The organism is Acinetobacter sp. TAC-1 (assembly GCF_029025845.1).
Classification (GTDB): Bacteria; Pseudomonadota; Gammaproteobacteria; order Pseudomonadales; family Moraxellaceae; genus Acinetobacter; species Acinetobacter guillouiae.
Window position 1 is genome coordinate 428,762 of the sequence record NZ_CP118892.1, and the last position, 13,516, is coordinate 442,277.

Here is a 13,516-nt window from a genome sequence, read left to right on the forward strand (position 1 = left end):
CCTCGAAGGAGAATTGAAAAATTTTCTACATCAAAACATAAAACGCTAAAAAAACAAAACCAAGTCATCATAAAGACAGGTTTTGAACGTGGCGTGAATGAGTCGAATGAGCCTAAAAAATCTGTGGGTATCACGGATACACGCTACGCAATCCCGAGCAATTCGCTAGGTTGAAATCTATCCTTAAGCTCAGCACAATGTATTGAGGATAAATTCAATTTTTGGGTTTATTGCATTCTGAATGTTAATTGCGTATCGAGCAGTGAATATGAGTTGTTCTTTGATTCAAAAATACAATGTTGCTGGACCCCGTTATACCAGTTATCCAACGGTTCCATATTGGGAGGAGGCATCATTTTCGCTGCAACAATGGAAACAGACGTTAAAGCGCTCTTTTGATGAGTCTAATCACGTTGAAGGCATCAGTCTTTATATTCATTTACCATTTTGTGAAAGTCTATGTACATTTTGCGGATGCCATAAAAAAGTCACGAAACGGCATGATGTTGAACAACCCTATATTCAAGCCGTTTTAAAAGAATGGGACTTATATTGTCAGTTGTTAGCAGACAGACCCATCATTAAAGAAATCCATTTGGGTGGCGGGACACCAACATTTTTTTCAGTTGAGCATTTACAACAATTAATTCAAGGTATTTTAGCCAAAGCCAATATTGCAGATGGTTATGAATTTAGTTTTGAAGGGCATCCCAATAATACCACGCGAGATCATTTACAAGCCTTGTATGAGCTTGGTTTTCGCCGTGTCAGCTATGGGGTGCAAGACTATAATGAGACTGTTCAGAAAGCTATTCATCGTGTGCAACCTTTTGAACATGTAGAAAAAGTGACGCAATGGGCAAGAGAGATTGGTTATACATCGATTTCACATGATCTGGTTTTTGGTTTGCCATTTCAAAATTTAGCAGATGTGTTGCATACCATTGATTTGACTAATATGTTAATGCCAGATCGCTTGGCTTTTTATAGTTATGCGCATGTGCCTTGGATTAAGGGCAACGGACAGCGTGGGTTTAAAGATCATGATGTACCTAAAGATGGGATGAAGCGAACGCTGTATGAGGAAGGGAAAAAGCAACTTTTAGCGCATGGTTATCATGAGATTGGGATGGATCATTTTGCTTTAGATCGAGATGAGATGTATCAAGCATTTCATGCAGGTACTTTGCATCGTAATTTTATGGGTTATACCTCATCAAAAACACAAGTCATGATCGGATTGGGTCTATCTTCAATCAGTGATAGTTGGTATAGCTTTGCACAGAATGAGAAAAATTTAGATGCCTATTACACTTGTCTTGAAAATGATGAGATTCCTGTGGTGAAAGGGCATGTGTTAAGTGTCGAAGATTTAAAGATTCGTCAGCATATTTTGAATTTGATGTGCACCTTTCAAACCTCTTGGTCAGATCAGGCGATGGATTTTGCTGAGCGTGGTGATGTGATTCAACAGCTTGTTGAAATGCAGCATGATGGTTTATTGAACATTGAAGCGGATCGGATTGTGATCACGGAGCAAGGGAAGCCTTTTGTGCGAAATATTTGTATGGCGTTTGATTTACATTTAAAGCGTAGAAAGCCTGAAACACAAATTTTCTCGATGACGATTTGATTATATTTTACAAAATATTGTATTTAAAAATTTAGATGAAGAAGTGTAGATGATTCCTTTCCTTGCGCTGCAAACAAAGTAGTACTTTGTTTTTACTCAGGATGAAAAGAAACAAAAATCCTTTGTTGGGCAAAGGGGACTCCTGTCACCCTTGCCCAACGGCGACATCCCTGTCGCCATCCGCGATAGCAAAACCTTTCTTGATGTTTTATTTATAAAAATTAGTGAATTAATAGAGAGGTTATGGTTTTACTGATTTCTTTTGTTCAATTAACTTATTAATGACTTCACCATATACCCAATTATTTAAAATACCATCTGAGCTTTCTAGGCCAATAATATCTAAAAATTTTTCATAGCTAACAGCAACTTGTTCTCTATCATCTGTATCTAGGCTATATGGGTCAATTTGATTGAGTTTTTGCTTTAATTGAGGATTTTTGATCCCAGCATATAAAAAATGGTCTTGTTGTTGGAACTCTCTTAATTGTTGAATGATTACAGATTGGGCTTTTGAATCAGATGCCTGACACTATGCGCTGAGTTAAAGGAGACTGATTGCAAATAAAATTGAGCTTAATTTCATTAGTTCAGTCTCCTATTATTTAACTTAGTGATTATTTAAAAATCATCTTTCTCATACATATGTGACATACGATCATGTTTGGTTTTTAAATAATCTTCATTGAACTTATTTAAGCCCACGGTCAACGGTACACGGTCTAATACATCAATACCTAAATCTGTTAAAGCTTTTAATTTTAATGGATTGTTGGTAATGAGTTTAACTTGTTTGACCTGTAAATGATCGAGCATGATGCTACACATATCATATTTACGTGCATCAGCAGGTAGGTTTAACAATAAATTTGCATCAACGGTATCATGGCCTTGATCTTGCAAAGCATAAGCACGGATTTTATTGGTCAAACCAATACCACGACCTTCTTGGCGCAAATATAAAATCACACCTTGGCCTGCATCATTCATCATTTTCATGGTGTTGTGCAATTGAGGGCCACAGTCACATTTTAATGAACCAAAGGCATCGCCAGTTAAACATTCTGAATGAATACGAACTAAAACGGGGTTTGTAGGCGCGATTTCTAAACCCTTAGAAAGAGCAACATGCTCTTCACCTGTTTGTGGATCTTGAAATACAGAAATTTTAAAATCACCATAAGCAGTGGGTAATTTTGAAGTGGCAACAAACTCTATTGACACAGAATCTTCCATCTATTTGTTTAGAAATTGGCTAAAGTATAGCGTAATGCTTGGACATTGGTAGGTTTGTAAAGCATGTTTTTATAGATAACATTGCTATAAAAATTTCTTTTTTGTATAAAGCACACGATAATAGTTGATATATAGATAGATTATTCATGATAATTGACACCAAGAGCACACTTGCTGACTTGGAAGTTCCAATGACGCATCATTATAAATGTGGCTGATTGAATGTGATATCATTGGTTCTCACAATCATGCTAACCCGTTTACCTAGCTAGATTTGCCAGGCTTTAGAAGGCTTTGCCACATATGTTGTATACCGAAATACCTAGTCATCGTCCTGTTACGCCTTTGTTGAATGAAATTAATCATCCTCAACAATTACGTCAGTTTGAGCAAAGCCAATTGCCGCAGGTCGCAGACGAATTGCGTCAATTTATTTTGTATGCTGCTGGACAAAGTGGCGGGCATTTTGGTGCAAACCTTGGCGTTATAGAATTAACAGTTGCCTTACACTATTGTTTTGAAACTCCACGGGATCGTTTAGTTTGGGATGTGGGCCATCAGGCGTATCCACATAAAGTCCTTACAGGACGCCGTGAGCAATTGATGACCATCCGTTCTAAAGATGGTTTGGCGGCTTTTCCAGCGCGTGATGAATCTGAATTTGATACCTTTGGTGTAGGACATTCATCGACTGCAATTTCTGCTGGCTTGGGTATGGCCTTGGCACGTCGTTATCAAAAAGATCCTTGTGAAGTTGTTGCTATCGTTGGTGATGGTGCGATGACTGCTGGAATGGCATTTGAAGCCATGAATGATGCAGTGGCGCATAATGCTGATTTGATGGTGGTACTCAATGACAATGATATGTCGATTTCATGTAGCACGGGTGGTTTTGCTAAGCATTTAGCTGCAATTTGGGAACAAGGGCAATTCATCAATATTGATGAAGAAGGGCAAGCTTTTGTACAGGATTGCCCTGAATGGAACTACAACTCTCGTTTACATCAATCTGCGACAGATGCTGCGGATAATCTATTTAAAGCCATTGGTTTTGATTATTTTGGCCCATTTGATGGCCATGATGTGGAGCAACTAGTACAAGTCTTTAATGCGCTGAAAAAGCGTAAAGGGCCACGTCTGATCCATGTCTATACCGTGAAAGGTAAGGGTTTTGCACCTGCTGAAGCGGATCAAATTAAATATCATGCGATTGGCAAAATTAATGCTTCAGCAACTAAAAATGTAGCGCCAAAATATTCAGATGTATTTGGGCAATGGCTTTGTGATGAAGCTGCACAAGACGACAGATTACTCGCAATTACGCCTGCCATGTGTGAAGGCTCAGGCATGGTGCAGTTTGCTAAACAATTTCCAGAGCGCTACTTCGATGTTGCTATTGCAGAACAACATGCAGTGACATTAGCTGCGGGTATGGCGTGTGAAGGATTGAAGCCAGTTGTGGCAATTTATTCAACCTTCCTGCAACGCGGTTATGACCAACTGATTCATGATGTTGCTTTACAAAATCTTGATGTGACCTTTGGTATTGATCGTGCAGGTTTAGTCGGCGAAGACGGTCCTACGCATGCTGGTGCGTATGACTATGCTTATATGCGTACTGTACCCAACATGGTGATCATGGCGCCAAAAGACGAAAACGAATGTCGCCAAATGTTGCATACAGCATATCTATACAAAGGCCCAACTGCAGTACGTTATCCACGCGGTAACGGTTTAGGTGTAGAAATTCAACAACAGTTGATTGAGCTGGAAATTGGTAAAGCTGAAGTATTGTTAGAACTTAATACTGAACACGAAGAAGGAATCACAATTTTAGCCTTTGGTAGTCGTGTTCAACCTGCGCTTGAATCAGCAAAACAGCTGGCACCAAAGTTGGATATTGCAATTCGTGTGATCAATATGCGTTTTGTGAAACCATTGGATGAACAGATTATTCGTGATTTGGCAGACAAAACTCACTTATTTGTAACTGTTGAAGAACATGCGGTGATGGCGGGTGCGGGTAGTGCGGTCAATGAGTTCTTGGCACAGGCGCAAATTGTGAAGCCAATTTTAAACCTAGGTTTACCTGATGAATTCCTCGCACAAGCAAGCCATTCTGAAATGCTCCAAGACTGTGGTTTAGATGTAAAAGGTATTCAAAACTCAATTGAACAGGCTTGGTTAAAGCTGGTACAACACGTTTAAGCTCATGTAAAAGTTAAAGTTGTAAAAATTTAGCAACAAAATTTCCCAAAAAGCGCCGATATTTGCTAAAATGTCGGCGCTTTTATGCATTATTCTTTATCAGTATCTTCAAATTTGTAGTGGGTGTTCAATGGAACCTATGGTGGTGATGGCTGCGCGTGCGGCTCAGTTAGTTGGTCAAGAGCTTTTAAAAGCGCATCAAAATCGTCATAAACTCGATCTACAAGTCGAAGAAAAAGGTATTGATGGTCCAGTGACTCGTGTAGATCGTTATATCGAGCAGTTGACTATTGATACGCTTCGTAAAAGTTATAAAAATCACAGCTTCCTTGGTGAAGAGTTTGGACTACAAGAAGGTAAAGGTCACGATGCCGATTGGTGTTGGGTGATTGATCCTCTGGATGGTACTTTAAACTTTATCAATGCTTTCCCACATTTCTGTGTATCTATTGCAGTTCAACATAAAGGTGTAACTCAACACGGTGTTATCTATGACCCTGTGAAAGATGAGCTATTCTCTGCAAGCCGTGGTCGTGGCGCAATGTTGAATCAACGTCGTATTCGTGTGAATGTTAAAGACAGTCTTGAAAATACCTTTATGGGTGTAGGCCATGCTTACCGCGCTAAACGTAATGGTGAGATTGTTTCTTATGCGAAAAACCATTTTGAATCATTATTAAATGTAACTGAAGCTGGCGCACAATATCGTCGTGCGGGTTCTGCTGCATTGGACTTGGCTTATGTTGCAGCTGGTCGCTTAGATGGTTATTTTGAACTCGGTTTAAAACCTTGGGATATCGCAGCAGGCGAGCTTATGGTGAAAGAAGCGGGTGGTACTGTCGTTGATGCTCGTGGTGGTTCAGATTCTATGGAAAATGGTCAAGTGATTGCGTGTTCTATGAAAATGTTAAAACCATTGATGCAAGCTGTTGTTCCTGCTTGGGGTGAAGCTGCGAAGTAATTTATACTTGTGTAGATTGAGTTTTAAAAAGCCTTCATCGTTATGAGGGCTTTTTTATGGGTTGCGATTTAATGCGATACTATTAAGACGGAATATAGTCGTTTAAACATTGGTGAGTGCAAGACCTAGCGAATAGTACTGATATAAAAATAATACAACTTATTGGGGGAAGTTAAGAGCACATATCATTGGCAAACCAATACGATTATTCTCAGCGAGTTTACCGTGGAGTGTTTAGGGGGAGCTGTAGCAGATATTCTTGAGGATGAAAGTTTAGCTGTAGATCAAATTTTTTATTTAATTCCTGATGATAATGAATGACTTAATACAATACAGGAAAAAACAATAAAACTTCGTGACATTATTATAAATTCTGCTATACTCTGCGCACGCACTAAATTTCGTTCATTACCTGAACATTTCTCTTCTATATTGTGTATGCGCGTCCGGTCCAAAGAGAGGACAATATTTCGCGCCCCACCCAATCGCTTAAGCGATTCCTTCAGGTTGCGGCTGTTATCAAATGTGCGTTATACGCATCGTCGTTCTCGGATCGCCGCTGATTCTATATTTTCAGCGATTATTGCTGTGCCGCTTTTTGCCGATGTCCATCAGACCATATATTAATGGAGCACCCACATTAGGGTGAATATCTCTATGAGCAAAACTTTTGCTGAATTTTCATTAGACGAGTCGCTACAGAAAGCACTCGAGAGTCTTGGTTTTACTACGCCGACTCCTGTTCAAGAACTATCTATTCCAGCGGCTTTAGAAGGAAAAGACCTTCTAGTATCAAGCCAAACTGGTTCTGGTAAAACTGCTGCATTCTTACTCCCTACGTTAAACGCTTTAGCTGGTCAAGATACTTTTGTACCATTTAAAGATCGTATGAAAGCAGTAACTCAACCAAATATCTTGGTGATTTCACCTACTCGTGAACTTGCACAACAAGTATGTCAAGATGCGATTGCATTTGTACGCCATATGAAAGGTGTACGTGTTGCAGCAATCATGGGTGGTATGCCTTTTGGTAAGCAAATCCAACAATTAAAAGGTGCACAAGTTGTTGTTGCGACTCCAGGTCGTTTACTTGATCTTGTAAACCGTCGTCAAATTAAACTTGATTTAGTTGATGCTTTAATCGTCGATGAAGCTGACCGTATGCTTGACTTAGGTTTCTCTGAAGACCTAGAAGCAATCAGCGATTTAGCTTTAAATCGTAAACAAACATTAATGTTCTCTGCAACATTTGCACCACGTATCATTAATCTTGCTGAACGCATGATGAACGAACCTGAACGTATTGCAATTGAAACAGGTCATTCTACAAATACTGATATTACCCAAACTTTACATTGGACTGATGGCTTTGAGCATAAGAAAAAATTGCTTACGCATTGGTTAAATGAAGAAGACGTAGATCAAGCAGTTGTATTTGCTTCAACTCAAGAAGATACAGATATGCTTGCTGAAGAGCTTGCAGAAGCTGGTCTTTCAGTTGTTGCGCTTCATGGTGCTATGCCACAAACTGTACGTAACCGTCGTTTACGCAGTATCCGTGAAGGTCGTGCAAAAATTCTTGTTGCTACAGACGTAGCTGCTCGTGGTCTTGACGTACCAACAATCTCTCACGTAATTAACTTCGGTCTTCCAATGAAGAATGAAGATTATGTGCATCGTATTGGTCGTACAGGTCGTGCGGGTCGTACTGGTAAAGCAATCACTTTAGCAACTTACCGTGAACGCGGTAAAATCCGTGCTTTAGAAGATTATTTAGAAGCGCGTTTAAGTGTTTCTGAAATCGAAGGTTTAGAGCCATCTCCACCTCCAGCTCGCGGTAGTCGTGATGGTGGCGGTCGTGGTCGTAGTAACGGTGGCGGTCGTCGTGAAGGCGGTCGTGGCGGTTTCGGCGGTGGTCGTCGTTTTGAAGGTGAATCAAACTTCAAACGTCGTGAAGGCGGTGATGATCGTACACGTCGTAGCTTCGATGACAAACCACGTGGTGATCGTCCATCTTATGGTGATGACCGTCCTAAGCGTGATTTTGGTGATCGTCCACCACGCCGTGAAGGTGGTTTCGGTGATCGTCCACAACGTTCATTCGGTGGCGAAGATCGTCCTAAGCGTGATTTTGGTGATCGTCCACCACGTCGTGAAGGTGGCTTCGGTGACCGTCCACAACGTTCATTCGGTGGTGAAGATCGTCCTAAGCGTGATTTCAACTCTGATCGTCCACGTCGTGAAGGCGGTTTTAACGATAAACCTCGTTTTAACTCGAATGATGACAACCGTGGTAACAGCGTAGATTACAAACCACGTCGTGAAGGCAGTTTTGCTGATCGTCCTAAGCGTGATTTTGGTGATCGTCCACCACGTCGTGAAGGTGGTTTTGGTGACCGTCCACAACGTTCTTTCGGTGATGATCGTCCTAAGCGTTCATTCGGTGGTGAAGACCGTCCTAAGCGTGAATTTAATTCAGATCGTCCTAAACGTGCGTTTGGCGGTGAAGATCGTCCTAAGCGTGAATTCGGTGGTGAAGACCGTCCAAAGCGTGAATTCAATGCAGACCGTCCGCGTCGCAAATTCAACGATTAATTAGATATTTTTAATAAAAAACCAGCCTTCAGGCTGGTTTTTTATTGCAAGTTGAAAAGTATTTGGTAGAATAAAGTGTGACATAGTTCAATTTATTTAATAAAACAGTTAGACTTAACTTATGAAAAATTGAATCTAATAAAGTTGATGATTTCTTTGAGGTAATTATGTTATATATGTTCTCACTTTTATTGATCTCAAATGTTGGGTACTTTTTTTATAGCCTGCTTTTTAGATAATCTATTTGCTCATTAAATAAAATTTAAAAGTAAAAAACTAAAAAATAGCCCAACAAACATTGTTTATAAAGATGAATATTCTTTATGATTTTTTATTATCTTTTAATTACAAAACATATAGATATTTAAGAGTATAGTATGTGGGCTGATAAATGCAGGAAAAAGTTCAGCTATGAATAAACACAGTCATTCCGAAGCTGAAGCTTTAATTGAAGTCAAAAATTTAAGTTTTAACCGAGGTGAACGCGTTATCTACGATAATGTGAGTTTGCAGATTCGTCGTGGGCAGATTACCGCAATCATGGGACCATCTGGAACGGGTAAAACAACCTTGTTACGGCTCATCGGTGGTCAGCTTAGCCCAGATGCTGGTGAAGTACGACTTGATGGGAAAAACATTGCTTCGATGTCACGTAATGAGCTTTTTGCTGCACGTGCGCGTATGGGGATGTTATTTCAGAGTGGTGCGTTATTTACCGACATGACCGTCTATGAAAATGTTGCTTTTCCAATTCGCGCACATACAAAATTACCAGAAAATTTAATTGCTGAGTTGGTGGCACTAAAATTAGAATCGGTTGGTTTGCGTGGTGCTGAAAAGTTGATGCCCGCAGAACTTTCTGGCGGGATGAATCGACGTGTGGCGCTTGCTCGTGCGATTGCGCTTGACCCAGACTTGATTATGTATGACGAACCTTTTGCTGGGCAAGATCCGATCGTGATGGGGGTTTTGACCCGATTAATTCGATCATTACGTGACGCTTTAGATCTAACAACAATTATTGTTTCACATGATGTTGATGAAACATTATCAATTGCTGACTATATTTATGTTGTGGCTGAAGGTAAGGTGCAAGGCGAGGGGACACCTGAGCAATTGCAACAACACGCTTCTCCATTTGTACAGCAATTCTTAACAGGTTCGGTTGAAGGTCCTGTTGATTATCAATTTAGTCATCAAGCCTATTTAAGTAATGAGGTTAGTTCATGAATGCTATTGCCTTATTGGGTAGACGCGTTCTAGAACGTGTTCAGGGCATTGGTGTTGCAATGCTCATGTTGTTGCGCATTTTATTCTCTTTGCCAACAATACTTGGTGTAAAACTTTTCATTTATCAGATGTATCGAGTAGGCGTACTGTCTTTATTGATCATTGCTGTATCTGGGCTGTTCATCGGTGCAGTACTCGGTTTGCAGATGTATAACATCTTGGTCACTTTTGGTAGTGAAGCCATGTTGGGCGCAGCTGTGGCTTTAACCTTGTTGCGTGAACTTGCGCCTGTTGTGGCTGCCTTGCTTTTTGCTGGTCGTGCTGGCTCTGCTTTGACTGCTGAAATTGGCCTAATGAAGGCAACTGAACAATTATCCAGTATGGAAATGATTGGTGTTGATCCGTTAAAGCGTGTGATTTCTCCACGTTTATGGGCTGGTATTGTCAGTTTGCCGATGCTGTCTGTGATCTTTGCTGCGATTGGTATTATGGGTGGCAAAATGGTCGGTGTAGATTTTCTCGGCGCAGATGAAGGCTCGTACTGGAGTGGTATTCTGAGTAGCACTCAGTTTATGAAAGATGTGTTTAACGGGACCATCATTAAAAGTTTAGTATTCGCTTTAATTTGTACTTGGATTGCGGTGTATCAAGGTTATGCTTGTGAACCAACATCTGAAGGTATCGCAACATCTACGACACGTACTGTTGTGTATTCATCGTTATGTGTTTTAGGTTTTGATTTCGTGTTGACTGCGGTCATGTTCGGAGGTGTTTAATGAAATCACGTGCTAGTGAGCTGACCGTCGGTATTTTTGTCATCATTTTTGGTCTTGCTCTATTCTTTTTAGCCATGAAAGTGAGTGGTTTGGTCGGTACAAACTTAAAAGACAGTTATGAAATGACTGCAACATTCGACAATGTGAATGGTTTAAAACCGCGTGCCAAAGTGACCATGAGCGGTGTTAAAATTGGACAAGTTGATGCAATTACACTTGATCCTGTGACACGTCATGCAACGGTTAAATTCGATTTGGATGGTTCATTGACAACCTTCAATGCAGAACAGTTGAAGAAAGTAAAAGAAAATGCGCTAGGTGATTTACACTACAGTGCTGATTATCAGGCTGCGACACCTGAGAAACAAAAAGAAATGGAAACGCAACTGTTAGGTAACATGAAATCCATCACAAATATTGATGAAGATGCTTACATAATGGTCGCAACCAATGGTCTTTTAGGCGAAAAATATTTGAAAATCGTACCAGGTGGCGGCATTAACTACATTAAACGTGGTGAAAGCATTGAAAACACCCAAGGTACGATGGATCTAGAAGATTTGATTACCAAATTTATTACGGGTGGTGCAGGAAAATCATCAACTGGCACATCGGAAGCTAAAGATGCATCTGCATCCACTGAAACAACTGATGCTCAAACTTCATTTGTTGAATAGGCATTAGAGGAGTTATTGAAAATGAACATGCTGTTAAAACAAACTTTTACTGCAACTATTTTGGCAACTATGGTGGCGACTGCAGCTCAAGCTGCTCCAGCAGAAGCACCACCAGTATTTGTTAAACGTGTTGCTGATGGCCTGATTTCGCGCTTAAAAGCAGATCAAGGTAAATTGCAAAACCCTGCTACTGTTAAAGCGATTGTTCGCCAAAACCTTGATCCTTATGTCGATGGTCAAGCGTTTACACGTATTGTGATGGGAACTTATGCAAATAGCAGTACCCCTGCTCAACGTGCGCAATTTGAACAAAACTTCCGTAATACGTTGATTGAGAATTATGGTAGCGCATTTGCGAAGTATTCAAATCAATCGTATTCAATGCGTCCGTATAAGGCAACCAACAGCAAGTTTCCTGTCGTTACTTTAGACTTCAATAACAATGGTGAAAAGATCCCTGTATCTTTCCAGTTGTCTGATGCAGGTAGCCAATGGAAAGTGCGTAATTTGAATGTGTCTGGTATCGATCTAGGTTTGCAATTCCGTAACCAATTTGCTGCGAACGTGCAACGTAACGGCGGTAATATTGACAAAGCAATTGCAACATTCAAGCCTGATGCAGACGCTGCTGTTAAGAAGTAAGCTCATAACATAGATAGGTGCAAGCGAGTGATTGAATTTAAAAATCAGGAATTATATGTTAGCGGTAAAATTGCTTACGAGAATGCTGAAAGCTATTATTTAAATGGTTTGAGAGTGATTCAAAATGAGAAAAATTTTCCAATAACTGTGAATCTATCACAGCTTGAACATGGCAGTACCCTTGCTTTATCTGTGTTTGTGCAGTGGTTACGTCAAACACCAAATCTTCAGGGACTGCAGTTTAAAGCAGTGCCTGAAAAGATGATGAAAATTATTCAAGCTTGCCATTTGCAAGATGACTTGAAATTAATTTAGCATATGCAATATTGATGTAAAAAAGCACCTAAAGGTGCTTTTTTATTGACTCATTTTTCTTTCTGCATTGAGCAGTGCTAAATCTCAACTCAATTCAATAAGGGGAATGCAGTATTTAAATCCATTTCTTCCATCTAAAGTAAGCCAAAGGCCCCACAAAGAAAGCAATTAAGATGCTAATCACCACATAAAAGCTCCAGTGGCCATGGGCAAAAGGCAGAATCTCAGTGTTCATCCCATAAATACTGGCAATCAACATCGGTGGCGCAAGCATACTGGGTAAGATGGAGAAGCGACGAATGGTATCGTTCTGTTCAGTGTTAATAAATCCAGAGGTGGTATCAAGTAAGAATCGTACTTTTTGGAACAAGAACGCGTCATGTTCTACAAGGGAACGTACATCTTCACTTAACTCTCGAATATCTGCATCATAGATATGGCTCCCCAATGCGCGAGGGCGAGACAGAAAGGTCAAGACACGACGTAAGTCAATCAGACAGAGTTGCGCTTTTCCAAGCATATCTTCCTTTTGTGCTAAACGGGTAATCATGTCATCTAAGTCTAAAATCATTTCACGATGACGGACGTTGAGGACTTCTGTGGAATATAACTCTAAGTCTTTGTGGATATCTTCCAAGATATCCGCAAGCTCATCCAGTTTTGCTTCTAATAAACCTAAAAGAATCCATGTCGGATCTTTGTATTCAATTTCATAGTCATTGCGGCGTGCGCGTGCACGAAAGGCACGAAAGGCAACCAGCTTTTCACCACGTAAGGTAAATAAGCGATCTTTATGCAAAATGAATGCAACCGTCTGCACATTGGCAAGCATGTTTGAAGTATCTTCGGGATCGCCTTCAACTTGGTAATTTTTATTTTTTGTTAAAAAATAAGTACTGATATGTAGAATCCCATCATCATCACGGTAGAATCGTGCAGAGGATGAAATGTCTTCTAAAGATTTAAGAGTTGGTAAATTTTGCTGATAAGCATCTAAAACCCATTCTTGTTCTTCTTGTGAAGGTGCAATGAGGTCAACCCATACCAATTCAGGATGTAGGTCGAATCCACCATTAATTGTTGCATCTTCTAAGCTACCGCGCTCAGTGGCGTAAAAGGCTTCAAGCATTATGTCTTTTCTCCCTTGCGCAGTGTGGTGTCAATTTGATGTGTGTATTTTAGACAAGGATTTTAGGAAAAACACTCATTACATTGCTGTTTTGTAAAAAAAATCTTGATTGGC

Annotated in this window: 12 protein-coding genes; 9 read left to right on the top strand and 3 right to left on the bottom strand. The window is 40.2% G+C overall.

Annotated elements, in window-relative coordinates; translation table 11 throughout:
* Positions 1 to 268: 268 nt before the first annotated feature.
* Complete coding sequence (gene hemN, locus PYV58_RS01930) at positions 269 to 1,633, top strand: oxygen-independent coproporphyrinogen III oxidase (protein ID WP_034616455.1); 1,365 nt, start codon at positions 269 to 271, stop codon at positions 1,631 to 1,633.
* Between the two features lie 241 nt (positions 1,634 to 1,874).
* On the opposite strand, the gene PYV58_RS01935 is transcribed toward hemN, so the two are convergent.
* Positions 1,875 to 2,132: a DUF4844 domain-containing protein gene (locus tag PYV58_RS01935; protein ID WP_227504266.1), complete on the bottom strand. Its 258-nt coding sequence runs from the start codon at positions 2,130 to 2,132 to the stop codon at positions 1,875 to 1,877.
* Between the two features lie 122 nt (positions 2,133 to 2,254).
* Complete coding sequence (gene ribA / locus PYV58_RS01940; protein WP_034616453.1) at positions 2,255 to 2,857, bottom strand: GTP cyclohydrolase II; 603 nt, start codon at positions 2,855 to 2,857, stop codon at positions 2,255 to 2,257.
* Between the two features lie 315 nt (positions 2,858 to 3,172).
* On the opposite strand from ribA, the gene dxs reads away from it, so the two are divergent.
* The 8 genes from dxs (at position 3,173) to PYV58_RS01980 (ending at position 12,273) form a co-directional block, all read left to right on the top strand.
* Positions 3,173 to 5,077 (top strand): 1-deoxy-D-xylulose-5-phosphate synthase, encoded by a 1,905-nt coding sequence (gene dxs / locus PYV58_RS01945; protein WP_004816835.1) that lies wholly within the window; start codon positions 3,173 to 3,175, stop codon positions 5,075 to 5,077.
* Positions 5,078 to 5,207: 130 nt separating this feature from the next.
* Entirely contained in the window at positions 5,208 to 6,038 is an 831-nt protein-coding gene (locus PYV58_RS01950; RefSeq protein ID WP_004725624.1) for an inositol monophosphatase family protein, read from the top strand.
* A gap of 657 nt (positions 6,039 to 6,695) precedes the next feature.
* Positions 6,696 to 8,633, top strand: a complete 1,938-nt coding sequence (locus tag PYV58_RS01955) for a DEAD/DEAH box helicase (protein ID WP_275059693.1) — start codon at positions 6,696 to 6,698, stop codon at positions 8,631 to 8,633.
* 411 nt (positions 8,634 to 9,044) lie between these two features.
* Entirely contained in the window at positions 9,045 to 9,863 is an 819-nt protein-coding gene (locus PYV58_RS01960) for an ABC transporter ATP-binding protein (protein ID WP_004725631.1), read from the top strand.
* Entirely contained in the window at positions 9,860 to 10,639 is a 780-nt protein-coding gene (gene mlaE / locus PYV58_RS01965) for a lipid asymmetry maintenance ABC transporter permease subunit MlaE (protein ID WP_004725633.1), read from the top strand. Before PYV58_RS01960 ends, mlaE begins: the two co-directional genes overlap by 4 nt.
* Positions 10,639 to 11,316: an outer membrane lipid asymmetry maintenance protein MlaD gene (locus PYV58_RS01970; protein ID WP_004816841.1), complete on the top strand. Its 678-nt coding sequence runs from the start codon at positions 10,639 to 10,641 to the stop codon at positions 11,314 to 11,316. The genes mlaE and PYV58_RS01970 overlap by 1 nt, the downstream gene beginning before the upstream one ends.
* Before the next feature lie 21 nt (positions 11,317 to 11,337).
* Positions 11,338 to 11,958 (top strand): ABC transporter substrate-binding protein, encoded by a 621-nt coding sequence (locus PYV58_RS01975; RefSeq protein WP_004816842.1) that lies wholly within the window; start codon positions 11,338 to 11,340, stop codon positions 11,956 to 11,958.
* A 27-nt stretch (positions 11,959 to 11,985) separates the two neighbouring features.
* Positions 11,986 to 12,273 (top strand): toluene tolerance protein, encoded by a 288-nt coding sequence (locus PYV58_RS01980; protein WP_034614405.1) that lies wholly within the window; start codon positions 11,986 to 11,988, stop codon positions 12,271 to 12,273.
* Positions 12,274 to 12,388: 115 nt separating this feature from the next.
* Here PYV58_RS01980 and PYV58_RS01985 read toward each other — a convergent pair whose 3' ends face one another.
* On the bottom strand, positions 12,389 to 13,402 hold the full coding sequence (locus tag PYV58_RS01985; protein WP_004816845.1) for a magnesium and cobalt transport protein CorA: 1,014 nt from the start codon (positions 13,400 to 13,402) through the stop codon (positions 12,389 to 12,391).
* Between the last annotated feature and the right edge of the window lie 114 nt (positions 13,403 to 13,516).